The sequence below is a fragment of the Pseudomonas sp. G3-39 genome (assembly GCF_054790485.1).
Map to the genome: position 1 here is coordinate 1,535,458 of NZ_CP186497.1, position 24,204 is coordinate 1,559,661.

19 protein-coding genes are annotated in these 24,204 nt (G+C 59.9%); 10 read left to right on the forward strand and 9 right to left on the reverse strand.

Translation table 11 applies throughout. The annotated features are described in order from the left end of the window. Positions 1–75: 75 nt before the first annotated feature. The 3 genes from ACOYXG_RS06920 to ACOYXG_RS06930 all read left to right on the forward strand — a co-directional run bounded on the left by ACOYXG_RS06920 (position 76) and on the right by ACOYXG_RS06930 (position 6,661). Positions 76–2,025, forward strand: coding sequence for a hypothetical protein (locus ACOYXG_RS06920; RefSeq protein WP_460356677.1), 1,950 nt, complete (start codon positions 76–78; stop codon positions 2,023–2,025). A 157-nt stretch (positions 2,026–2,182) separates the two neighbouring features. Then, positions 2,183–4,129, forward strand: a complete 1,947-nt coding sequence (locus ACOYXG_RS06925) for a hypothetical protein (RefSeq protein ID WP_460356680.1) — start codon at positions 2,183–2,185, stop codon at positions 4,127–4,129. A 285-nt stretch (positions 4,130–4,414) separates the two neighbouring features. After that, positions 4,415–6,661, forward strand: a complete 2,247-nt coding sequence (locus ACOYXG_RS06930; protein ID WP_460356683.1) for an autotransporter outer membrane beta-barrel domain-containing protein — start codon at positions 4,415–4,417, stop codon at positions 6,659–6,661. A 114-nt stretch (positions 6,662–6,775) separates the two neighbouring features. Here ACOYXG_RS06930 and ACOYXG_RS06935 read toward each other — a convergent pair whose 3' ends face one another. The 3 genes from ACOYXG_RS06935 to ACOYXG_RS06945 all read right to left on the reverse strand — a co-directional run bounded on the left by ACOYXG_RS06935 (position 6,776) and on the right by ACOYXG_RS06945 (position 9,486). Beyond that, a complete protein-coding gene (locus ACOYXG_RS06935; RefSeq protein WP_460356684.1) occupies positions 6,776–8,269 on the reverse strand; it encodes a hypothetical protein in 1,494 nt (497 codons plus the stop codon). Between the two features lie 223 nt (positions 8,270–8,492). Beyond that, on the reverse strand, positions 8,493–8,888 hold the full coding sequence (locus tag ACOYXG_RS06940) for a YbaN family protein (RefSeq protein WP_098967773.1): 396 nt from the start codon (positions 8,886–8,888) through the stop codon (positions 8,493–8,495). A 10-nt stretch (positions 8,889–8,898) separates the two neighbouring features. Continuing rightward, positions 8,899–9,486, reverse strand: a complete 588-nt coding sequence (locus tag ACOYXG_RS06945; protein ID WP_007962155.1) for a UPF0149 family protein — start codon at positions 9,484–9,486, stop codon at positions 8,899–8,901. A 309-nt stretch (positions 9,487–9,795) separates the two neighbouring features. On the opposite strand from ACOYXG_RS06945, the gene recQ reads away from it, so the two are divergent. The 3 genes from recQ (at position 9,796) to ACOYXG_RS06960 (ending at position 14,379) form a co-directional block, all read left to right on the forward strand. After that, entirely contained in the window at positions 9,796–11,925 is a 2,130-nt protein-coding gene (recQ, locus tag ACOYXG_RS06950; RefSeq protein WP_097090179.1) for a DNA helicase RecQ, read from the forward strand. A gap of 133 nt (positions 11,926–12,058) precedes the next feature. Further along, positions 12,059–12,493, forward strand: a complete 435-nt coding sequence (locus ACOYXG_RS06955; protein ID WP_027613988.1) for a MarR family transcriptional regulator — start codon at positions 12,059–12,061, stop codon at positions 12,491–12,493. Positions 12,494–12,621: 128 nt separating this feature from the next. Beyond that, positions 12,622–14,379 (forward strand): FimV/HubP family polar landmark protein, encoded by a 1,758-nt coding sequence (locus ACOYXG_RS06960; RefSeq protein WP_460356690.1) that lies wholly within the window; start codon positions 12,622–12,624, stop codon positions 14,377–14,379. Positions 14,380–14,521: 142 nt separating this feature from the next. On the opposite strand, the gene ACOYXG_RS06965 is transcribed toward ACOYXG_RS06960, so the two are convergent. After that, positions 14,522–16,723: a patatin-like phospholipase family protein gene (locus ACOYXG_RS06965; RefSeq protein WP_460356693.1), complete on the reverse strand. Its 2,202-nt coding sequence runs from the start codon at positions 16,721–16,723 to the stop codon at positions 14,522–14,524. Between the two features lie 71 nt (positions 16,724–16,794). Between ACOYXG_RS06965 and ACOYXG_RS06970 the strand changes: the two genes are divergently transcribed. Beyond that, a complete protein-coding gene (locus ACOYXG_RS06970) occupies positions 16,795–17,082 on the forward strand; it encodes an Rdx family protein (protein WP_027613985.1) in 288 nt (95 codons plus the stop codon). On the opposite strand, the gene ACOYXG_RS06975 is transcribed toward ACOYXG_RS06970, so the two are convergent. After that, positions 17,076–17,969 carry a DMT family transporter gene (locus tag ACOYXG_RS06975; protein WP_027613984.1) on the reverse strand — a complete coding sequence of 298 codons (894 nt, stop codon included), beginning with the start codon at positions 17,967–17,969 and terminating at the stop codon, positions 17,076–17,078. The two genes, ACOYXG_RS06970 and ACOYXG_RS06975, sit on opposite strands and share 7 nt — an antisense overlap. 74 nt (positions 17,970–18,043) lie before the next feature. Continuing rightward, a complete protein-coding gene (locus tag ACOYXG_RS06980) occupies positions 18,044–18,808 on the reverse strand; it encodes an AraC family transcriptional regulator (protein ID WP_027613983.1) in 765 nt (254 codons plus the stop codon). A 136-nt stretch (positions 18,809–18,944) separates the two neighbouring features. Between ACOYXG_RS06980 and ACOYXG_RS06985 the strand changes: the two genes are divergently transcribed. Beyond that, complete coding sequence (locus ACOYXG_RS06985; protein WP_041073087.1) at positions 18,945–19,760, forward strand: UDP-2,3-diacylglucosamine diphosphatase; 816 nt, start codon at positions 18,945–18,947, stop codon at positions 19,758–19,760. A 120-nt stretch (positions 19,761–19,880) separates the two neighbouring features. Here ACOYXG_RS06985 and ACOYXG_RS06990 read toward each other — a convergent pair whose 3' ends face one another. Both ACOYXG_RS06990 and ACOYXG_RS06995 read right to left on the reverse strand, forming a co-directional pair. Then, positions 19,881–20,471, reverse strand: coding sequence for an HD domain-containing protein (locus ACOYXG_RS06990; RefSeq protein WP_460356699.1), 591 nt, complete (start codon positions 20,469–20,471; stop codon positions 19,881–19,883). Positions 20,472–20,497: 26 nt separating this feature from the next. Next, positions 20,498–20,809, reverse strand: coding sequence for an Mpo1-like protein (locus tag ACOYXG_RS06995; protein ID WP_003222750.1), 312 nt, complete (start codon positions 20,807–20,809; stop codon positions 20,498–20,500). 164 nt (positions 20,810–20,973) lie between these two features. Here ACOYXG_RS06995 and ACOYXG_RS07000 point away from each other — a divergent pair, with 164 nt between their 5' ends. Next, a complete protein-coding gene (locus ACOYXG_RS07000) occupies positions 20,974–22,029 on the forward strand; it encodes an AraC family transcriptional regulator (RefSeq protein WP_202369364.1) in 1,056 nt (351 codons plus the stop codon). Here the strand turns inward: ACOYXG_RS07000 and ACOYXG_RS07005 are convergent. Further along, the gene (locus ACOYXG_RS07005; RefSeq protein WP_027613980.1) at positions 21,986–23,440 is read right to left on the reverse strand and encodes a TrkH family potassium uptake protein; all 1,455 of its coding nucleotides are present in this window, start codon (positions 23,438–23,440) and stop codon (positions 21,986–21,988) included. The genes ACOYXG_RS07000 and ACOYXG_RS07005 overlap by 44 nt on opposite strands. A gap of 121 nt (positions 23,441–23,561) precedes the next feature. Between ACOYXG_RS07005 and ACOYXG_RS07010 the strand changes: the two genes are divergently transcribed. Next, complete coding sequence (locus ACOYXG_RS07010) at positions 23,562–24,128, forward strand: nitroreductase family protein (protein WP_460356704.1); 567 nt, start codon at positions 23,562–23,564, stop codon at positions 24,126–24,128. Positions 24,129–24,204: the final 76 nt, after the last annotated feature.

The following is a 24,204-nucleotide window of genomic DNA, read 5'->3' on the forward strand; positions in this document are numbered from 1 at the left end:
CGACTGCCCTGCGCGAGAACACTGTCCGCTCAATTGCCGTGGAGTTTCGCAATGGTGCCCCCAGAAGAGTCGTCGATGGATCCGCAACATGCACGCGGCGATGACGAACCAAGTCTTGTGGTTATTCCAGAACCGATTGTTCCGGATATCCTGAAAGACGAAGAGGGAAATGAGAGCCCGGACGGGCTATTACCTCGCGATGTATTGAATCGCGATTTGAAAATCACGATTCCGGCGTGGGATTTCTCGACAGAGCCGGAATTCGCAAAAGACGTCGTGTTGGTGGGCTTCAGGCGACGGGGGCTTCCCTTTGATGACGACACGGCGGGGGTGTTCCCGTTCGATATTCCCATTGATCCGGGTGACAAGATTGTTTCGGTGCCTCAAAGGGACCTGGAAGCTGGCGTTTACGACCTGTCGTACAAGCTCGTGATTGGTGGCAACGCAGCGGAATCGCTGAAAAAAACCATCACCGTCGATAGAGTGCCGCCGGATGACGGCCAGGAACCGGCGATGCTGGAGCTGCTGGATCTTGAGGGCGACATCACCGATGACTATTTGGACGAGCACGGTCAGGTTCGTTTCAAAGTACGCCTCTATCTGGACGTGAAGGCCCGTGACCGGGCGATTTATTACTGGACGGACACCGACACGCCACCGGGCTTCGAAACCGAAATCCGCGAGCAGGCGTTCAGTCAGTTTGATATCGATAACGACCAACTCATCATCACCGTCTACGCAGACGAAATTCGCCTGCGTGGTCATGGGCAGCGATACATCTATTATCGCTTGCGCGACTGGGCCGGAAACCGGGGACCGCGCTCGCGGTTGCTGCCTGTGTTCGTCGATCTGACCCCGGGGGCACCCATTCACAAGCCTCCGCGCATTCCCCTGTCGGACAGAGGCTTGATCGATCGTCAGCACGCCCGGGAGGGGGCGGTCAATCAAGGGGCGGTGACGGTCGAAATCGATGCCTATGACAATCCGTTGAGCGGCGATCAGGTACTGCTGGACTGGGATGGCACTGTTCTGCCGCCGCAGGATGTCGACCCGGCCAACTTTCCTTGCGTGATCCCTGTGCCGTGGAGTGCGCTCACAGCCAAGGGGCTGGGTCCGGCGACTGCTCGTGTCACTTACCGCGTGCGCACGGGGGGCGTCGATAGCAAACCATCAATGGAAACCCTGGTATCGGTGAACTTGACGGTGGCAGGCCAGGATCACCCCAATGCGCCGGCGTTGTTGAACCCCAAGCTTGCCTTGCTGGAGATCTACGGCGCCAACTCCAAGGTGCTGAACACATTGCTTACCGAAGATTTCGGCGAGGACGCCGACGGCTTCCTGACCTTGTTCGACGCACCTGAACGAGGACACACGATCGAAGTTTATTGGGGGAGCATCAGTACGCCCGTGGCGCAATACATCGTCCAGACCGGTGACGTTGCCGGCAAGAGAGTGCCGTTCAATATTCCATGGGCGGTCATTGACCAGGACCGGCTGAACCCGGCGTTGCCGGTCCATTACACCACCAGCAATGGCATCAACCGGCAGTTGGCTCCATCCACGCCCGTCAAGGTGTCGATCATCATTATCGAAGGTCTCCAAGAGCCTTCGTTCCCTGACGCTGGCATCGAAGGGACGCTTGACTGCTGTGCGAAACCGCGTCTTTGGGAGCGGGTGCGCGTGAGGATTGAAGGCAACCCGGCGTTTGACGAGAAGGACATCGTGACGTTGTTCTGGCAGGGATGCGCGGGACCGAATGGCACCACGCCCATTCCCGGGGCCGCGCAACCGTTCTTCACCACTTTGAGTGCGGATCAGGCAAGAAACGGTTTTGAAGTGCATGTGACCGATTACGAAAGATTGATAGCGCCGATGCAAAACCGGGGTTCGGCGTTATGTCATTACACCTTGAAAAAGTTTACGGGTGGGCAGGGTGTTTCAAAAAAAGATTTCGTGATTATCAATAGAACCATGCCCAGTGGTGCAGTGTGCTCACCCACTAATGAAACCTGTACGGAACCGTAACGGGTAATTGATTCATTAAAGTGCATTAGCCGGTTTTAGTCAGGACAGTCACGAGTATTTATTCGGGGCTGACAGAGAGTGTTGTGCCCGCGTTTTGGGCGTTCGTTGTTTGACAAAATCCCGGGCAGATAAAGCCCGTTTCTGAAGGAGCTGAAAAATGGCAAGTCGTCAACCATTGACGCCCGCTGAACAAAGCCGGGTCGATTATCTGAAAGTTCGCCGTGCTGTTACAAAAGTACCTGCACCCGTCATCAAAGTGCATCCAGATAACCCATTTCTAAGCGATACGTCGGATGATGAAACCAATCAGATTCCGCTGAGCCAGCAGGGAAAGCTTTTCAAGTGTCTGGTTCCGAGACCTGCGGAGGCTGGCGAAACGAAGCCGACACCGGGCTTCATTGATCTGACGTTTGACGGAAGTCCGATAGTCTCTACTCGATACAATTATGTGACGCCGCTGGACGCCGATATTCTTGAAATCGAAATGACGTTTCCTGTCGGATACACCGATAGGCCGGGGACACATGAGTTGGGATACTTTATCGATCAAGGCGGTAATGAGAGCAACTCTGAACCGTTGGAGTGCAATGTTGATAGAACTCCTCCGCACCCGTTTTTTCCGGTTGGACTTCCAGATGAAATAGTAAATGACGGTATTACCAAAAAATATCTGGACGACAATGATTTTGTAGCCATTAAGATTCCTGAGTATGGAGATATGAAGATTGGCGATTTTATAGAGTTGTTATATGGGGACTCGACAGTGTTGGCAGAGGTTGTCGATTCGGTCACCCGGACTGATACCATCAATGAGATCGTGCTTAGACTTACCGCTGAACAAGTATTCAAGCAAGATGAAGGTACTCACGCGCTTTTTTTCAGAGTCACCGACCGTAAGGGAAACCCAAGTACTTTTTCTCCACCAGTCCCCGTTACGGTCGTTCTGACAGATCCACCCGAGGGGCTGTTGCCCCTTGATATTCCGCTGCTTGACAAGGACGGTCTGGTCGATCTGGCGGATGCGCAAACGCCTTTGGGCGTGGGAATCTATGACGAATACACCCACTACTTGCCGGGAGATGAGTTGGTGGTGACCTACGACGGCATTCCGCAGATGGCGAAGCCCATCAACGGTTTCCCGGTTTACGTCGATATTTCATTCAAAGACGTGTTCAAAGACGACCCTGGTGAAAAAACTGTAGACGCCGAGTACCAAATCAAACGCGGCAGCACCTATTACCCGCCAACTCCGATTTCCAAAGAAGTTAAGGTTGATATGCGAAAGCCCGGTCTGCCGATTGATCCGAATAATCCAGACCCGACCAATCCAAATCTGGCGTTGGTGACGGTTCAGGGTGATTCCGGAGGCCCTGCCAATGAGTTGCGAGAAGCCGACAAAGATGGGGACGTTACTGTTACGGTCAATACCTATGGCGGCGCCAAGGAATATGACACCGTTCAACTTGAATATGCGGGCCAGCTTGTTTCTGAGGAGGATGGTGGCCTCGTTACGATTCCAGACGTTATCCCCACATCGCTTGAGTGGAAAGTGAAGTGGGACGTTATTGCGGCGGCAGGTAATGGTAATCCAAAGCACCCGATGGCTTACGTCATCGGTCATCCGCTGAACGACAACGTAGATATTTCAGAACCTCAGGAGGTGGATGTGGAGATTCAAGAGGACACTGTCCCTGATCCGGCATTTTTACACCTTGATCCCAATTATACTGACTGGCTGAACTGCAAAGCCTTGCGCCTGGATCCCATCGAGGGTGTGGTGGTCGAGGTGCGGGTCCCGGGCGGGGAATTGGCACTGGCGAATCAAGAGCTGACATTCACCTATCAGGGTTATACCGACGACGGCGGTGCAAACCCCAAACCCGAGACAGACGAGGAGGTGTTCTACACACCGACAGATCAGGAGGCCGCGTCCGGCTTCATTGTGAAGATCCCATACGCGCCCTTGCTCGCGACTCTGAATGCGTGGGGTGGCGTCAAATATAAGGCTGTCATTAACGGACGTGAGACGACCTCCAAACAGCATTTGGTCAGGGTGTACCTGGTCAATCCGGGTGATGGCGGAAGTTGCCCGTTGCCTACCTGATTCAATGCGTTTCAAAGGAAACACGGGAGGCCGCTACGCCTCCCGTGTCCTCGCTGAAACGGTTGCTGAAACAGGCGGATCATTCCTCGAGCGGGACAGGACTTTTCCGTCCGGATCTAGGACTTCTCCTACATTTTTGCTTGACCCGGATAGGTATTGTTCGCGCCTCTTACAGTCTTTTGGCGTTTCTTCTGAAAGATGTGAGGTGATGAACATTCAGGAAGCCACGTCATGAACAAAAACCATGTTTCGCTGCAAAAAAATGCTGCGGCAGGACTCTTTAAAATGCTGGTCGTGCTGCCAGCATTTTTTTTTACCGGCGGGCATTCTTTTGCCGCCGTTATTGTCGATAACGGCAATACGCTGAATATCGATGCAAGCACACCACAGAGCGATTATCTGGTACGCAACGCAAGTGTGCTGAACATCGCGGGGGCCACCACCCAGAGTCTGTCTGTCACGTCCGGATCAACGTTGAATATCAACGGCGCAACGGTCAATGCCGACAGTGGGCTGGTGGGTATCCGCATAACCGGCAGCACGGGTGATCTCACTCGCGCCATCGTGACCAGCGACTTTATGGGGCTGGCGGTCAATCGGTCTATCGGCTCGACCCTGGGCTCTACGGTCACTGCAACCGACAGTCAATTCAAGGGTGGGGAAATCGGTGCTCAGGTCACCGGCTTGAGCACGCTCACGCTCATCAACAGTCAGGTGACGGGCACAGGGGCTGACAGTACCGGCCTGAACATATTGGGGGGGGATGTACGCGCCTCCGCAAGCACGGTTATCAGCGGCGACAAGACCGGGGTGACTATGGGCAGGGATCCCTCGGGCCTGGGCAACAATTCACTGCGGCTCGAAAACGCCAGTGTGGAAGGCCGCACCGGTGATGCGATTCTTGTGGACAAGGGCATCAATGCCACCCTTGAGGTGTTGAACCAGTCTTCCCTGACGGGGGGCAACGGCAACGTGCTGACGGTGCAGGGCGCTTCCACCGCGGGCATGTCTGTCCGCGACAGCACGCTGCAAGGCAACGTCAACGTCACCGGCAACAGTACCGCCAATCTCACCTTCGATCAGGGCAACATGAAGGGCGATGTGCTGGTCGAAAGCGGTTCGACCGCCAACGTCACCCTGCAGAACAACTCGCAACTGACCGGCCGTCTCGACAAGGTCAACGGCGTGACCGTCAACAGCGGTTCTAGCTGGACCCTGACAGGCGCTGACACTGTAGAAACACTCGCCATGAATGGCGGGACGGTGCGCTTTGGTGCGCAGGATTTGCCAGATACCTTCTACCAGTTGAACGTCGGCACGCTGACCGGCTCTCCGGATGGTTCCAGTACGGTCGAAATGAAGGGCAATTTCGCCACCGGTCAGCACGACTTCCTCAATGTCACGGACGTTGCCAGCGGGCAATTCGGATTACTGGTGGCCGCTTCCGGTCTGGACGCGCTGAGCCCGCAGCAGTTGACCCTGGTGCACACCGCCGCCGGCGACGCGCAATTTGCCCTGAGAGGCGGGCATGTCGATCTGGGTACCTGGTCTTATAAACTTGATCGGCGAGAAGTGGGGGAGAGCGGTACGGAATGGTTTCTCGACCCGACCACCAAGACCATCAGCCCCGGGGCGAAATCGGTACTGGCGCTGTTCAACGCTCCGGTGACGCTGTTGTATGCCGAGGCGGGAACATTGCGCAGCCGCATGGGCGAGTTGCGTTTCAATGGGGGTGACACCGGCCTGTGGATGCGCACCTACGGCAACAAGTACAACATCAGCGCCGCTTCCGGCGTGGGTTATCAGCAGACCCAGCAAGGACTTTCTCTGGGGGCGGATACGCACCTGGGCGACAGTCTGTGGGTGGCCGGGATCATGGGCGGCTACAGCCATACCAACCTGGACGTCGCACAGGGGACTTCGGGTACGGTCGACAGCTACTATCTGGGCCCTTACGTGACCTGGATGAACAAGCAGAGCGGTTACTACTTTGATGCGCTGCTCAAGTTCAACCGCTTTCAGAACGATACGAAAGTCGGCATGAGCGATGGCACGCGGGCCAAGGGCAGTTATGACAACTCCGGCATAAGCGCCTCGGCGGAGTTCGGGCGTCAGATCACCCTGGGCAACGGCTACTACATCGGGCCGTACGGCAAACTGTCGACTGCGCTGATTCGCGGGCGCAGCTTCGACCTGGACAATGACATGCAGGCCGACGGCGATCGCAGCCGCTCGGTGCTGGGTGAAGCGGGAACCACGGTGGGCCGCAACTTCAACATGGGCAATGGCATGGTCGCCCAGCCTTATGTGCGCGTTGCGGTGCAGCACGAGTTCATCAATAACAACCGCGTGACGGTCAACGCTGATAATCAGTTCAACAACGACTTGTCTGGCACCCGTGGTGTGCTGGGCGCAGGCGTTGCAGTGGCATTGACCAAGGACCTGCAGGTGTATGCCGGTTACGACTACAGCCATGGCAAGTACATCGAGAAGCCGTATGAATTGACTGTCGGAGCGCGCTGGACGTGGTAAGCCGCGTCATGATGTGAATACCTGAAAACGCCTCGCACCTGCGGGGCGTTTTTTTGTGCTGGCCTGCCGGGCAACCCGCTGTCCGGGCCGGCGGGTTGACCTGACACCTGCGACTCAGGTGAATCGCAACACGTTGATTTCCTGATGCCCGGACTCATGCGTGCCCCGCCAGTGCGGCCCGTCACGGGAAACGCGGTAGAACAGATTCAGTGCACCGTTCTCCAGCACCCGCAGATGTTTTCCCGGCACGTACAAGGTCACGAGATGATTTTCCACGTCCTGCGGGCTGACGATGTGCCGAGCCTCATACAAGTAGGGAATGCCATTGGCCTTGGTGCCCAGCCAGGCCATGTTGACGATATCGTCCGTGGTCATCCCCGGGTACTGAATGTTCACAGTGGCCGATGTGATATCGGCGCTCACCGTATTACCCGCGGCTTCGGTTAAGACCGGCGCGGGGATCCAGCCTTCCACCCTGGCGAGTTCGTGCCTGGAGGGGAGCGCAGAGCCATCGTCCTTTTTGTAGCGCACATACGATACGTCTGCGGTTCCCATGGCAATCGCCCGGACCTGCGCATTCGGAATCTGAAACATGAGGATGCTGGGAAAGCTTTCCACCCTCTGGGATTGTCGGTTGGGCAACGGAGCACCGGTGGGTGGTGTGCCTACCCAGGTCATGGTGACGGTGTCACCCACCTCGAAATCACTGGTGGAGGCGCGAACATGCACGTTGACATCGCGATTGTTCAATTTGTCGAGATCAATGATGCCGTTGACTGACTCCTGGATAATCGGCTCATCCAGCTGCCGGATTCCGGACATGACTTTGACTGGGGTCCTCAGCGACCACTTCTCGGAGTGGTTGAATACCTCGTCATGGATCCCGTAATGCACCACCTGCGCGTTGCCGTCGCCACCGGCCACAATATCGTCCTTGTGTGCGGTGATCTCGATAGGTGCCGTGCCGGCTGCTTCATCGGCGCTGACGGTATGAGGTGGCAAGAAGGCATTGCCCCATTGCACCTGGATAACGTCGCGCACGGCGATGTTCGGGTAGCGAGGAATAACCATCGGCACACCATTGGCTGCCCAAACCGCATCCACACCGTTAACGATGACGTCACGCGGCAGCTGCACGATGTGCAATTTTGCATGTCCGGGCAAATGGGGCTTATCGTCTTTGCCGCCTGGCAGATCCAGCTTCACCAGTATTCGCAAGGGCGTGGCGGGCTCGTCGGGGCTGGTGCTGCCTGCGCGGGTCAGTACGTAGTAGACCTCGTCGACCCAGCCGGGAAGGATGTTCGTCACAGGCAGGAAGAAAAACACCGGTTGGTTGCTGCCGTCTTCGTCGTCCTGCAGAACCCGGGTAAAGATCTTGTGGTCCTTGCCCCAATAGATATCGAGCGTGTCACCTTTGCGCATGGGTTCGGCGTAGGCATCGACGGAGCAGAACAAACCGTCGGGAAACTGGTAGTAGGTTTTGCAGTTTATACCGCCGTCCCCATTGACGATCGGCTCTATCATGGCCGAAATCCGCAAGGGACGCAGTTTCAGCCCCGGAATCTCAGTCTGCAAGCGTGGAAACAGGAAGGAGTGAAAGTGCGTCATGACGAAAAACCTCAGCGAAGGACAGGTGGCTCTGCGAGGAAGGCGTTGATTGATTGGGCCTGATATGGCGAGTGCTGCCAACTGTCAGAAATAACAGGTAGGAGGTTTTGTCCGACGAGCGGTCAGTGGCAGGGCACTTGGATAACTGGCTCGAAACACACGCAATAGACGGCCTGAGGCGCTGTATCGGGGATAAATGCAGAGGTAGCGGGAGCGGCGGTATTCAGGATTTATCCAAAGTCTTTTGCCGAAGGATGTACACCGTCACCAACACCGCACTGGTCAACATGAACCCCCGCGCCCACGGCAGTGGCACCAGGTAGCACGAGAACAGAATGCTCGCCCACATCAGCCCGATCGCGTAGACCTTGCCCTTGAGCGGAATGCCGTTGCCGTCGAGGTAGTCGCGGATCCATGGCCCGAGCTTCGGGTGCTCGACCAGCCATTGATAGAAACGCGGAGAGCTGCGGGCGAAACAGGCGGCCGCCAGCAAAAGGAAAGGGGTGGTGGGCAGAACCGGCAGGAAAATCCCGATCACCCCCAATGCCACGCTGAGCCAGCCGACGGCCAGCAGGAAGTAGCGCAACATCAGGGAGCGGTTGCCTATGGGGTTGTCCATAGGCCGGATCTTAGTGGTGACGTGGCTTGAGGATCGCCGGTTTTTCGTCTGGCGCCTGGCACAGCAGGTACAGCGCGGTCAGGGCTTCCGGGATCTGCACGATCATGTCGTCCATCAGGTTGGCGTCCTTGGCGATGTCTTCGAACTCTGGCTGCTCGTCGAACAAGCCCGAACCGACCATGATCGGCAGGAGCATTTCGCTGACTTCTTCTTCAGCGGTTTCGAACCAGGCCGCTTCACGCAGGAATACGCCTTCCATGAAGCCGATGCACCAGCCGCGCAGTTCAGAGTCGTCCGGCTCGTCGCCCAGGTCCAGGTCACACGGCAGTTCGAATTCTTCGTCGGACGCCAATTGGCGGGCGATGTGTGCCTTGAGACCAATCAGGGTGGCTTCGATTTCTTCGCGCTGGGCTTCGCTGCTGTAATGCGGCTCTTCGGCGAACAGGGCGTCGATCCACTCACGCTCCGGTACGTCTTCTGCACAGATTGACAGGGCGGTCAGGTAACCGTGGGCGGCCACGTAATCCAGCGCCTCTTCGTGCAGCTCGTCGGCGTCGAGAAAGACTTGCAGGCGGGTTAGTTGCTCAGCGAAGGACATTACGGGGCTACCTTGGGGGAATAAACAATGCGGGAATTCTAGGCCTTCTTGAGCGCTCAAGCCAGCCGCACGGCAGATTTGCCGCAATTACAGGCAACACGAATATCCCACAGGGTTTTCGTGTTGGCGGCTAGCGGAGTCTTATCAGCGGCACCCCCTGCCGGGGAGGGCTCGGGTATACTGCCGCGTTTTGCGCTCCCTGCTCGTATTGCGGTGGTCTGGCAATGCGCTCTTACGTTTTGTTTAAGCAGATGTGGCTGTCCTGAACCAGCCTGTGCAGGGATGTTTCGGTAGATTTTTGGAGTTTTTATGCTCGAACAGGCTCAACGCGTCCTCAAGGACATCTTCGGCTACGACAGTTTCCGTGGCCGTCAGGGTGCAATCATTGAGCGCGTGGCCAGCGGCGGTGATGCGCTGGTGCTGATGCCTACCGGTGGCGGCAAGTCCTTGTGCTTCCAGGTCCCGGCGTTGCTGCGCGAAGGCCTGGCGGTGGTCGTGTCGCCGTTGATCGCGCTGATGGACGATCAGGTCGCCACCCTCGAAGAGCTGGGCGTGGCCGCTGCGGCGCTGAACTCCACGTTGAGCGCCGAACAGCAGCGCGACCTCGCGGCGCGGATCAAGCGTGGTGAAGTGAAGATGCTCTATCTGGCGCCCGAGCGTCTGGTGCAGCCGCGCATGCTGTCGTTCCTGCAAGGCTTGAACATCGCCCTGTTCGCCATCGACGAAGCGCACTGCGTGTCGCAATGGGGCCATGATTTCCGCCCGGAATACCTGCAACTGGGCCAGTTGGCGGAAATGTTCCCCGACGTACCGCGCATCGCCCTGACTGCCACCGCCGACAAGCGTACCCGCGAAGAAATCGTCACCCGCCTGCACTTGCAGAACGCCGAGCGTTTCCTGTCGAGCTTCGACCGCCCGAACATCTTCTACCGCATCGTGCCCAAGGAGCAGCCGCGCAAGCAGTTGCTGGCGTTCCTTGCCGAACGCCGCAGCGATGCCGGCATCGTCTACTGCCTGTCGCGCAAGAAGGTCGAGGAAGTCGCCGCGTTCCTCAGCGAGCAGGGCTTCCCGGCGCTGCCGTATCACGCCGGTTTGCCCAACGATTTGCGCGCCTATCACCAGAAGCGCTTCCTCAACGAGGAAGGCCTGATCATGGTCGCCACCGTGGCGTTCGGTATGGGCATCGACAAGCCCAACGTGCGTTTCGTCGCGCACCTCGATCTGCCGAAATCCCTTGAGGCCTATTATCAGGAAACCGGTCGCGGCGGCCGTGATGGCCTGCCGGCGGACGCGTGGATGGCCTACGGTCTGCAAGACGTGGTGATGCTCAAGCAGATGCTGCAGAACTCCGAAGGCGATGAGCGCCACAAGCGTCTGGAGCAGCACAAGCTCGACGCCATGCTCTCGCTCTGCGAAGAAACCCGCTGCCGCCGGCAGACCCTGCTGGCGTACTTCGACGAAGACATGCCCGAGCCGTGCGGCCACTGCGACAACTGCGTCGACGGCGTGCAGACCTGGGACGCCACCGAGCCGGCGCGCCAGGCACTGTCGGCGATCTATCGCACCGGCCAGCGCTATGGCGTCGGCCATCTGGTGGACGTGTTGCTGGGCAAGGACAACGAGAAGGTCCGCAGCTTTGGCCATCAGCACCTGTCGGTGTACGGCGTCGGCAAGGCGCTGAGCGAGAGCGAGTGGCGCTCACTGTTCCGGCAACTGGTGGCGCGTGGTCTGGCAGACGTCGATCATGAAGGCTACGGTGGCCTGCGCCTGAGCGATACCTGCCGGCCATTGCTCAAGGGCGAAGTGAGCCTGGAGCTGCGCCGCGACCTCAAGCCGCAAGTCACCGCCAAGACCGCCAGCAAGAGTCCGGCCAGTCAGCTGGTGCGTGGCGAAGAGCGCGAACAGTGGGAAGCCTTGCGTGCACTGCGGCGCAAACTCGCCGAAGAGCATGGCGTGCCGCCGTACGTCATCTTCCCCGACTCGACCCTGCTGGAAATGCTCCGTAGCCAGCCGACCTCGCTGGCCGACATGGCGCGGGTCAGCGGTGTTGGTGCGCGCAAGCTGGAACGTTACGGCGAAGCCTTCCTCGAAGTGCTCGGCGGCGAGGCCGAGGCGCCGAAAGTGGTGGCCGATGTGCGTCACGAACTGATCACCCTGGCCCGCGCCGGCATGACCCCGATGCAGATCGCCGGGCAGTTGCAATGCTCGGAAAAGAACGTCTACACGATGCTCGCCGAGGCCATTGGCAAACAGCAATTGTCGCTGGAGCAGGCGCTCGACTTGCCTGAAGAACTGATGGGCGAAGTGCAGGACGCGTTCCTCGACGGCGAGGGCGAGTTGCCGTCGGTCGCCGAAGTGGCCGAGCTGTTTGCCGGTCGGGTTCCGGAAGGCGTTCTTTACTGCGTAAGGGCTGCGCTGCAATCGGAATTCGAAATGTAAGAGGGCGATTGCGCCAACCGTCAGGCAGTTGTAACGATTCAGTACAGGTCGGCTCTTGCCTATAGCCAAATGTCATGCTTAGCTGACTAATAATTAGTTTTTCTCTATTTGTCAGTCTACTCATGAGTGTTTTATGCCGTTAACCGATCAACACCGCTTTGGCATGCAATTGGCCCAGATGTCTCGTGGCTGGCGTGCCGAACTGGATCGCCGGCTGGCCGGTCTGGGCTTGTCCCAGGCGCGCTGGCTGGTGCTGCTGCATCTGGCGCGTTTCGAAGACGCGCCGACCCAACGTGAGCTGGCGCAAAGCGTCGGTGTCGAAGGGCCGACCCTCGCGCGCTTGCTCGACAGCCTGGAAAGCCAGGGCCTGGTGCAACGTCAGTCGGTGATGGAAGACCGCCGGGCGAAAAAAATCGTGCTCTGCGCCCCGGCGCTGCCGCTGATCGAACAAATCGAAACCATCGCTACACAGTTGCGTCACGAATTGTTCGAAGGCGTCGACGAGGCGGATCTGAAGGTGTGCATGCGCGTTCACGGGCACATTCTGGGCAACCTGGAAAAATCTTGAGGCATAAACCGCGCGCCGGTTTTTTGAGGGATCGCGCAGAGCAGACTATAAGAACTACTGGGCAATATCGTGTTCGTACCGGATGTGCGAACGCATAGAAACCGGTTTTGCTTATTTAAGGGATGCTCATGCTCGCAAGTCGGCACGTTGTACTGCGCGGTGGCGCCAGATGGCTGCTGGTCGCTGGTGTATTCAGCTATTCGACCTGGTCGATGGCGCTGGGGTTGGGGGACATTACCGTCCATTCGGCCCTCAATCAGCCGCTCAAGGCCGACATCGCCCTGGTGGATGCCGCGGGCCTCAGTGCCGGCGACCTCTCGGCCAGCCTGGCCACCGCGGATGAATTCGGCCGGGCCGGGGTCGAGCGGGTGTTCTTCCTCAATGACCTCAGGTTCACTCCGATCCTGCATGGCAATCGCCAGATGATCCGGGTGACCTCGCGCAAACCGGTCAATGAACCTTTTCTGAATTTTCTGGTGCAGCTCGATCAGCCCAATGGCCGCCTGCTGCGCGAGTACACGCTGCTGATCGATCCACCCGGATCGCCGAGTATCGTGCCGGCCACCTACGAGCCCGATCCACGTCCGCAATCTTCTGAATTTCCCACCGTCGAACCTGCCACGGCGGCGCCTCAGGCTGCTCAGGGCAAGCGCGACGCCGCCCCTTCAGCGCCACCCGCTCCGGCGGCGCCAGCCAACGATGCCGTGGCCGAGCAATTGGCGGCCAGCGTGTTGCTCAATCAGCAGTTGCAGAAGACCGTGGACGAACTCAACGCCAGACTGCAGGCGCAAGATGTGCAGATTGCCGACGGCAAAAAGCAGGTCAGTGATCTGCAAACGCGTTTGAGCGAATTGCGAAAGCCAGCGGCACCGGCCGTTACGCCGCCAACACCCGCGCCGGTCACCACCGCGCCTGAAGCTGCCGACGATGGCCTCAACTGGCCGCTGCTCGGTGGCTTGCTGATGCTGCTGGGATTATTGGGTACCGGGTTGTTCGTACGACGTCGCCGGCAACTGGCTGAGGGCGCGGCGCCACTGGCAGCTCTGCCGGCAGATCGGCAAGCAGATCCTGAAGACCCGCCAGCCACTCAATCGGCGAGCATCCGCGCAGCCACCGAACACCGTGAAGAACCGGCGGCCGGCGATGTGCTGGAGGCGGTGGGGATCTATCTGGCTTATGGGCGTTTGAGTGAGGCGGTCGGGTTGTTGCGCAATGCCATGGACAAGGAGCCCGAGCGCACCGAATTGGGTGTGCAATTGCTCGAAGTGCTGGGGCGGCAGGGCGACAGCGCTGCTTATGAACAACAGGAACATCGCCTGCGTGATGCCGGGGTGGATCCTCAGCAACTGGCCGCGATCCGTGAACGGCATCCAAAATTGACCGGCGCTGCGCCGATAACCCCGGCAGTGCCGATGGTCGCTGCCGCAGCGGTGGCGCAGGCGCCCGAGGATGATTTCGAATTGAATCTGGGTGAGCTGTCGATGGCGTCCAGTTGGGATCTTGAGGGCAGTCGCTCTGCACCTGAGCAGCACCCGGATCTGTCTGCATCGAACTCAGGACTTGAGATCCTGCCAGCAGACTTCGAGTTACCCGAAACCGGGGCCAGCGAAGAGGCGGAGCTGGAGTGGATCCCCGAACCGGACGCGCAGCCGCTGGACGATGACTTTCTCAATGCGTTCGGCGATCCTCCGTCCACTCTGGCGCTGGAGCCGCTGAGCTTGCAGGAGCCGGAACCTGCTGTCGGGTCAGTGAAACTCGAACAGGCACAGACCTGCATTGATGATGGGGATATCGACAGCGCGATTGCCTTGCTTAATGAGTTGCTCAAGGAAGGGGATGAACCCCTCAAGCAAACGGCGCGGACGTTATTGGCGGGGATTCGCTGAAGGTTGAGTCAGCGGAATTGTTCGCTGACTGAACTATCGCCTTCGCGAGCAAGCCCGCTCCCACAGTTGGAATGCGTTTCAGTGTGGGAGCGGGCTTGCTCGCGAAGGCGGCCTGGCAGGCAATATAGATCCACCTGAATGATCAGAACGTCTGCCCCAGATTCAGATAAACCGCCTGCTCGTTCGCATCATTCAAGCCATAGGTGAAGTTCAGCGGCCCCAACGGCGTATCGAAGCCGATAAACACACTGGCGGCATTGATGTAGCCGCTGTCGAATTCATTGTCGTTGTTCCACGCCCGCCCACGCTCCAGCGAAGCCCCGGCATACAGCGGGAAGTCCAGCGGCAGATAGGAACGCGGCGTCAACCGGCGGTAATACACCGCGCGCATCAGGCTGACGTTCTGCCCGGAAATCGAATCCTCGCGAAAGCCCGACAACTGTCGCGCACCGCCGAGCAGGAAGCTCGACGTCACCACGTTGGCATCGTCCAGCGTTCGGCCATAACGGCCGCCGAGAATCAGCGTATCCGGGCCATGGCTCATGGCTTTATCGAGCTTGAATTCCCACTGCCGGTAGCGCGTGTCCGAGCCGAGGCCCGGTTCGAATTGCATCAGGGTCAGGCTGACGTCCTTGCCCTCGTGGGGGAAGTAGACATTGTCCAGCGAGTCGAACGAGTACTTCAGCGAGTAGAACCCTTCGGTGAAGTTTTCTCTCGGCAGGTCCTGATCGCCGATGCGCACATCCGCTTTGCCCCAGGCCTCGCCGACCCCGAAGCGGATTTCACCGTTATTGCCGATCTGCCGGCCGAAATTGAGGCCGAAACCGTAGCGTTCGACGCGATATTGGGCGATCGGGTCGTTGTCGAGCACAGCATCGACGTTCTGCGCTTCAAACGCAGCATACGGGGCGACGAAGTAGCGCGAGCCAACGTCCAGCGGCTGATAGAACTCGGTGTAGAGCTCCTGTTTGTCGCCGATTTGTGCGCGGGTCAGCCATTCCGCGCCGAGGCGGTTGATGCCGTTGATGCGGTAGCTGGCGCCGAGATTGAAGGCGCTGTCACCGCGCATATCGTCTGACAGGTTCAGGCCGACCCGCAGGTAATCGGTGCCGCTGCGTTTGCCCCGGGCGCTGATCACCAGCGTGTGATCCTGGCCCTTGTGCACCACGCGGTACTGCACCTGTTCGAAGTAATCCAGGCCGTACAGCGTACCCATGTCCGAGTGCAGTCGGCCCAGGTCCAGCGGCTCGCCGATCGGCTGACGGATGTAATAGCGAATCACCTCATCGCCGACTTTCGAGTCGTTCTCGACCCTGATCGCGGTGATGATCGGCGTGCGCTGGCCCGGGGCGCGGGCGGCATTGAGTTCGGCGTCTTGAGATTGCTGAGGTTTCAGCTGAGCGAGGCGGGCGTCGAGAATCCGTGTGGCGCGGTAACCGGCGTCGATCATTTCCTGGGCCTTGCCGAAATCGGTCACGCCGAATGCCGCCAGCGCTGGCTGGATCAGCACGTCGCTGGGTTTGAGGGCGGCCAGTTGCTCTTCGGAGTTGCGCCGGGTCATCAGGGTGATCGACTGGTTCAGCACATCGACCACGGTCGTCAGTTGTTTGCGGTTGCGCAGTGGCGTGCCGATGTCGACCACGATTGCCACGTCGACGCCCATTTCCCGCGCGACGTCGAGCGGGATGTTGTCAGTCATGCCACCGTCCACCAGCAGCCGTCCGTCCAGTTCGACCGGGGCAAACACCGCCGGAATCGACATGCTGGCGCGGATCACCTGCGGCAGGTGGCCTTTGCGGAACACCACTTTTTCGCCATTGGCGATGTCGGTGGCCACGGCGCGGAACGGGATCGGCAGTTTGTCGAAGTCGCGGGTATCACTGGTGTGCGCTAGCAGGCTTTCCAGCATCAGCGCCAGGTTCTGGCCCTGAATCACCCCCAGCGGCAGGCCGAGGCTACCGTCATCGCGAAAACTCAGCTGCTGTTTCACCAGAAAGTCGCGGTCGTCCTGCTTGCGGCGAAACGGCACGTCTTCGCGTGGCGGCGCGTCGGACAGCGCCTGTTGCCAGTCGATGTTCAGCGCGAGTTTTTCCAGTTCATCGATCTTGTAGCCCGAGGCATACAGGCCACCGACCACCGCGCCCATGCTGGTGCCGGCAATCGCATCGATCTTGATGCCTTGCTCCTCAAGCGCCTTGAGCACGCCGATGTGCGCCAGGCCACGGGCGGCGCCACCGGACAGCACCAGGCCGACTTTCGGGCGGGGCGCTTCGGCGGCATGCACGGTGACATTAGCAAAGAGGGGCAGGAAGCCAAGCAGCAGGCAGAACAGCAAACGGCGCATGGTGAGTCTCGGGGCAAGCGATAAAGCCGGCTATTATAGCGGCGCCCTCTGTCTCAGGAGTTTCAGCGAACATGTCTGCTGCAAAACCGGAAATCGTCATCACTTATTGCACCCAATGCCAGTGGCTGCTGCGCGCCGCGTGGCTGGCGCAGGAGCTGCTCAGCACTTTCGGCGATGACCTCGGCAAGGTCTCGCTGGTGCCCGGCACCGGCGGGGTGTTTCACATCAGCTGCGACGACGTGCAGATCTGGGAGCGCAAGGCCGACGGTGGTTTTCCAGAGGCCAAGGTGCTCAAGCAGCGGGTGCGCGATCAGATCGACCCTGAGCGCGACCTCGGCCACAATGATCGCACTCAGTGAGACGCGGCTTCGGCAGCCACGGTTTTCTTGTCGGCACTGCCTGACATCCGCGCCGAGACCACGATGGCGATGATGATCAGCGCCCCCCCGATCAGCATGCGCACGGTCGGGTTTTCATCGAACAGCAACCAGGCGACGGTGATTCCGTAGACCGGCTCCATGGCGAACACCACGGCGGCGGTGCGCGCCTTGATCACCGCGAGGCTGGCGACAAACAGGCTGTGGGCGACACCGGTGCAGAACACTCCGAGCAGGCCGATCCACAGCCAGTCCAGCGCTCGCACTTCGCTCAGTTGCGGGGCAGCGACCGGCAGCAGACACAGCGCCACCACCACGTTCTGGCACAGCGCGGCCTGCACCGCCGGAATCCGTCCAGAGCTGGCGCGGTTGGTCAGCGACAGCAGGGCGAACAGCAAGCCCGACAGCACCGCCCAGAGCAACCCGGTGGTGGCGCCGCTGGCCAGATCGAACGCCGGGGTCACCAGCACCAAACCGACGCTGACCAGCACCACCAGCACGATTTCATTGGCGCGGATGCGTTCGCGGAAAATCAGCCCTTCGAGAATCACCGTGAACGCCGGGAAACTGGTAAAGCCCAGGGTCGCGATGGCCACGCCGGCGACCTTCACCGCGATGAAAAAACTCACCCAGTGCCCGGCCAGCAACACGCCGCTGAGCGCCAGACGCCGCCAGTCGACCGCCTGCAGTGTCCGCCAGCCGTGCTGACTGGCGAAGCGGGCAAAAAAGGCCAGGGCGAGCACGGCAAACGCTGCACGTCCGAAGACGATCACCGCCGGCGAGGCGGCCGCGAGTTTGCCGAACACACCGGTCAGACCGAACATTAAAGCGCCGATATGCAGGGCGCCGAGGGCGGTACGCGGAGTCATTGCAATCCTTAATCCGAACACGGTTTCAATGTTGCCCATTGAAACGTGTTGCGGCGCAGAAGTCTGTCGGCGAACTAGCGTTTTTTGTCGCAGGAGTCGCGGCGCAACTGCCCCGGCGAAGCGCCGAACTCGCGCAACACCGCCGCCGCGAACGCGCTTTGCGAACTGTAGCCGACCCGACTGGCGATCTCACCGATCGGCAGTGCCGTGTCGCGCAGCAGGCAAACCGCCTTGTGCAGCCGCCGGCTGCGAATGTAGTCCATCGGCGTCTGCCCGCATTCCGCCATGAACCGTGCGTGCAGCCGGGCGCTGGACAGCCCGGCGATCTGCGCCAGATCGGCCACCTGCAGCGGGTAGGCGGCGTATTGTTCGATGTGCGCATCCAGCGCTGCGTAGGGCAGGCGCCGCGCCGAATGTTCGGCAGGTCTGGCGTGATTCAGGCTGGCCAGCAGCAACACTGCGCCTTGCTGGGCGATCAGCGGATCGCTGACTGGGCTGTGCGCCAGCCAGTGGACCAACTGGCTTTGCCCGGCATCAAGCGACAACCGCGCAGGCTGGTCGAGCAAGCGCTGACTGGCGTCGGCGTGCTCGCCCAGCGAATCGTTCAGCCATGGCCCGTCGGGTACGTCCAGCACCAGACAACGGCTGCCATCGGGGCTGCCGCAGGCATGATGCGCGCCACCGGGGACGACCACGAAACTCTGCTGACGCACCTGGCTGCCCTGACCCTCGACTTCGAAATCCAGCGCGCCGGACAGCCCGAACACCAGTTGCGCGTGGTCGTGGCTGTGGACGATCAGGTCGTGGGTGTATTGGCGCAGGGTGAGGATCGGGCGCATGGAAGAAGTCTCCGAAGTGAGCGCCAGTCTACACCGGGGCGACGGGCTTGCGCGCTGTCACACGACTGACGCCTGTCTGTCATGGTCGATTCACCCGGCACGTGCACAGTGGCGAAAACATCGCAGAGGGTTGCCCATGACCAGCGCCGAGCTCGCCAGACCCAGCCGCAAACAACGGGTGCGTACCTTGTGGATTTCCGACGTGCACCTGGGCACGCGGGATTGCCAGGCCGAGCACTTGTCGCAATTTCTCAAGGGCTACCACGCCGACAAGATCTATCTGGTCGGTGACATCATCGACGGCTGGAAGCTGCGCGGTGGCATGTACTGGCCGCAGGCGCACACCAACGTGATCCGCCGCTTGCTGACCATGAGCAAGCGCGGCACCGAGGTGATCTACGTCACCGGCAACCACGATGAGTTCCTGCGCCGTTATTCGAAGCTGATCCTCGGCAACATCCAGTTGGTCGACGAGGCCGTTCACGTCACGGCGGATGGCCGGCACCTGCTGGTGATCCATGGCGACCAGTTCGACGTGATCACCCGTTATCACCGCTGGTTGGCCTTTCTTGGCGACTCTGCCTACGAATTCACCTTGACCCTCAACCGCTGGCTCAACCACTGGCGAGCGCGTTATGGCTACGGCTACTGGTCGTTGTCGGCGTACCTCAAGCACAAGGTGAAGACGGCTGTGAGCTTCATCAGCGACTTCGAAGAAGCCATCGCCCACGAATGCGTGAAACGCGAATTGCACGGCGTAGTGTGCGGGCATATTCACCATGCCGAGATTCGTAAAGTCGGTGAGGTGGATTACCTCAACTGCGGCGATTGGGTGGAGTCGTGCACGGCGTTGATCGAGCACTGGGATGGCACGATCGAGCTGTATCGCCTGGCGGATGCACAGGCGCGGGAGGCGCAGCTCAAGGCGGCCAAGGTTGCCGAGATTGCCTAGACCCCAGATATCTCCTGTGGGAGGGGGCTTGCTCCCGAATGCGGTGTATCAGTAAGTATATGTTTATCTGACACACCGCCTTCGGGAGCAAGCCCCCTCCCACATTGATCTGTGGTGTTCTCAGGCCGGGGCGTGTTCTTCCATCGCCGCCTTGTAGATCGAGTGCTTCGGCTGGGCAAACAGCCGCTCCATCATCGGCTCGAAGAAGCTCAGCGGCAGGGTTTCATAGGCCGGGTCGAACGCCGCCGCATCGTACCTGGCGCAAAATTCCGCCGTGGCCTGATACTGCGGATGCGCGGCGAATTGCTCGCGCAGATGCCGATCCATGCCCAGGTGATGGAAGAAGTAATAACCCTGAAAGATCCCGTGCTTCTCGACCATCCACAGATTCTCGGCACTGACGAACGGTTTGAGAATCGCCGCCGCGATGTCCGGGTGATTGTAGGAGCCGAGGGTGTCGCCAATATCATGCAGCAGCGCACAGACCACATATTCCTCGTCACGACCATCGCGATAGGCGCGGGTCGCGGTTTGCAGCGAATGGGTCAGGCGATCCACCGGGAAGCCGCCGAAATCGCCTTCGAGCAACTTCAGGTGCGCGATGACCCGCGACGGCAATTGCCGAGCGTAGGCGCTGAAGTCGGCGGCGATGATCGCCCAGTCTTCCTGCGTGCCGTCTTGCATGTGAGTGAAGCGGGCATTGGCGTTCATCGGCAAGCCTCCTGGTGGGTCGGGTTTCAGAACGCCACGCGGCCGAGGATCATGTCGCGGTACATGACGAAATCGCCGAGCAGACTGTACAGCGGATGCTGGAAAGTCGCCGGACGGTTCTTTTCAAAGAAGAAGTGGCCGACCCAGGCAAAGCTGTAACCGGCCAGCGGCAGGGCCAACAACAGCAGCCAAGCGCCTTTGGCGATGGTCATGGCCAGAATGAAAATCACCAGCGTGGTGCCGATGAAATGCAATCGTCGGCAGGTACTGTTGGCGTGTTCGCTGAGGTAATACGGGTAGAACTCGGCGAAAGTATTGAATTGCTTGATGTTTTCCACGACTGCGATCTCTGTGGTTATTGTTCTGACGGCAAGTTGTTCGGCGGGTAGCTTATTTGAGTCTAGAGTGAACACTGGCATCAGCCAGTGACAATGGGCGCCACTTTAGTATCCTTCGCAAATCGGGTCGTAACATGCGATCCATCATGTAAAAGAATAACGCCATGAGCGAACGAACGACTTCTGCAAGCTGGGCGATGGGGATTGTCAAAGCATTGGAGATGGACGGCCTGGATTGCCGGGTACTGTTCAAGCAACTGGGGCTCGATTACGCCGCCCTGAATGATCCGGATGCGCGCTTCCCGCAAGATTCCATGACCCGCCTCTGGCAACGGGCGGTCGAGCTGTCCGGCAACCCGGCGATCGGCCTGAACATGGGCAAGGTGGTGCGCCCGGCCTCGTTCCACGTTGCCGGCTACGCCTTGATGTCGAGCAACACCCTGGCCGAAGGCTTCCAACGCCTGGTGCGTTATCAGCGGATTATCGCCGAGAGCGCCGACCTGAGTTTTCGTCTGCTCGAAGAAGGCTATGCGCTGATTCTGACGGTGCATGGCGATCACCTGCCGCCAACCCGGCAGAGCGCCGAAGCCTCGCTGGCCTGTGCGCTTGGCCTGTGCGGCTGGTTGACCGGACGCACCCTGCACCCGGTCAAAGTGCTGTTTCAGGGTGACGAACCCGCAGACCTGCAACCCTACCGACAAGCCTTCCACGCGCCGCTGATGTTCAACGCGCCGTACGATGCGCTGATTTTCGAACGCGCCGACATGGAAGCACCGCTGCCCACCGCCAACGAAGCCATGGCGCTGCTGCACGACCGGTTTGCCGGGGAATACCTGGCGCGATTCTCTGAAAGCCGCGTGACCCACAAGGCGCGCCAGGTGTTATGCCGTTTACTGCCGCAGGGCGAACCCAAGCGCGATACCGTGGCGCAGACCCTGCATCTGTCGCAGCGCACCTTGCAGCGCCGTTTGCAGGAGGAGGGCACCAGTTTTCAGCAGTTGCTCGACGACACCCGCCGCGAACTGGCCGAGCAGTATCTGGCGCAGCCGAACATGACCTTGCTGGAGATTGCCTATCTGCTGGGGTTTGCCGATCCGAGCAACTTCTTCCGTGCGTTCCGCCGCTGGTTCGACACCACGCCCGGCGATTACCGGGCGCGGCTGTTGCAGGCGCCGGTCAGTGACGCCAAAAGGCCGGAATACACAGCACAAACACCGTAATGATCTCCAGTCGGCCGAGCAGCATGCCGAACGACAGGATCCACTTCGCGGCATCCGGCAGGGTGGCGAAGTTGCCCGCCGGGCCGATGGTCTCGCCCAGGCCCGGGCCGACGCCGGACACGGTGCTGGCAGCGCCGGTCAACGCGGTCATCCAGTCGACGCCGAGCAGCGACAGCAGCAGGGCGATCACGCAGATGGTGATGGCGAAGAAGAACGAAAAGGTCAGGATCGAACGCACGATCTCTTCGTCGAGACGGTGGCCGTTGTACTTTTGCTTGATCACCGCGCGCGGGTGAATCAGCTGGTTAAGGTTGGCCTTGAGCAGGATGTAGGCGACCTGGAAACGGAAGATCTTGATCCCGCCCGCCGTCGAGCCGGAGCAGCCGCCGACAAAGCCCAGATAGAAAAACAGCATCAGCGAGAAATTGCCCCACAGGCTGTAGTCGCCGAGGGCAAAACCAGTGGTGGTGACCACCGACGTTACGTTCAGCGCCACGTGCCGCAGCGCTTCCAGCCAGTGCAGCTTGGTGGTCCACCAATACCAGGTGCCGAGCACTAGCCAGGTCACCAGCAACATGCCGAGCAAACCCTGCACCTGCTGATCCTTGATCAGTGCCCGACGGTTGCCGCGCATGGTCGCCACATACAGGGTGAACGGCAGGCTGCCGAGGATCATGATTACCACCGCGACCCAGTGCACCGCCGGTTGCGTCCACTTCGCCAGGGACTGGTCGGAGGTCGAGAAACCGCCGGTGGAAATCGCCGACATCGCGTGGTTGATCGCATCGAACGGGCTCATCCCGGCCCACCAGAACGCCAGGCTGCCGAGGATGGTGATGCCGACGTAGGCCGCCACAATCAAACGCGCCACCATGTGCGAGCGCGGCATGACCTTTTCCGAGCGGTCGGACGATTCGGTCTGGAACAGGCGCATGCCACCGATGCGCAGCAACGGCAGAATCGCCACCGCCATGCCGATGAAGCCGATACCGCCGAGCCAGTGCAGCAGCGAGCGCCACATCAGGATCCCCGGGGACATGGTGTCGAGCCCGCTGAGCACGGTCGAGCCGGTGGCGGTGATGCCGGACATGCTTTCGAAGAACGAGTCGGTGTAGCTGATGTGCTGGGTCAGTAAAAACGGCAGCGCGGCGAAAATGCACACCACCAGCCAGCTGCTGACGGTCAGCAGATACATGTCGCGCGGGCGCAGGTGGATATGTTCGGGGCGGCCGGGGATCACCAGTGCGAGGCCGGCGAGGAAAGTGATCATGCTCGCCCAGAGGAACGACGGCAGATCGCCGGTGCGCTCGAAAATCACCAGGGTGGCCATGGGCACAACCATGGCGATGGCCAGGGTGATCAGGAAGATGCCGATGATGAAACCAATGATCCGTAAGGTCGGCAACGCCATGAAGTCCGCTCGGGCTGATGTAGGAAGGGCGCCATTCTACCCGTGGGGCAGGGCATGTAAACCGGCACCCTGTTGCCGGATACCGCTAGAATAGCCGCACATTTTTCTCAGGAGGTGGCCGATGCAGGCTCTCGACGCTTTGCTCAACCGTGTTTCCGTTCCACGTCTGGTCGAACCGGCCCCTACCGCCGAGCAGCGCGAAGCCCTGTTTGGCGCAGCCCTGCGCGCGCCGGATCACGGCCACTTGCAGCCGTACCGTTTCCTCACCGTCGAAGGCGCGGCACGTGAGCAAATGGGCGAGTTGCTGGCCGAAGCGGCGCAGATGCAGGAAGGCGAAGTCACTGAAGCGATGATCGACAAGGCGCGCAACGGCCCGCTGCGGGCGCCGCTGGTGGTCGTGGTGATCGCGAAACTGCAGGATCACGTCAAGTATCCGAAGGCCGAGCAGTTGCTGGCGGCGGGGTGTGCGGCTCACGGGATTCTGCTGGCGGCGTACGCACAGGGGATTGGTGCGGTGTGGCGTACCGGTGATCTGGCTTATTCGGCGCACGTGGCCAAGGGGCTGGGCCTGGCTGAAGACGAACAAATGATTGCCTTTCTGTACCTCGGCACGCCGCAGAAAGAGCCGCGTGTGGCGGAGAAGGTTGATCTGACCGAATTCGTCAGCGCCTGGCCCGCCAAGGCCTGAGCCTTTGATGTCCATGTGGGAGGGGGCTTGCTCCCGAAAGCGGCGTATCAGACAAAACTATGTTGCCTGACACACT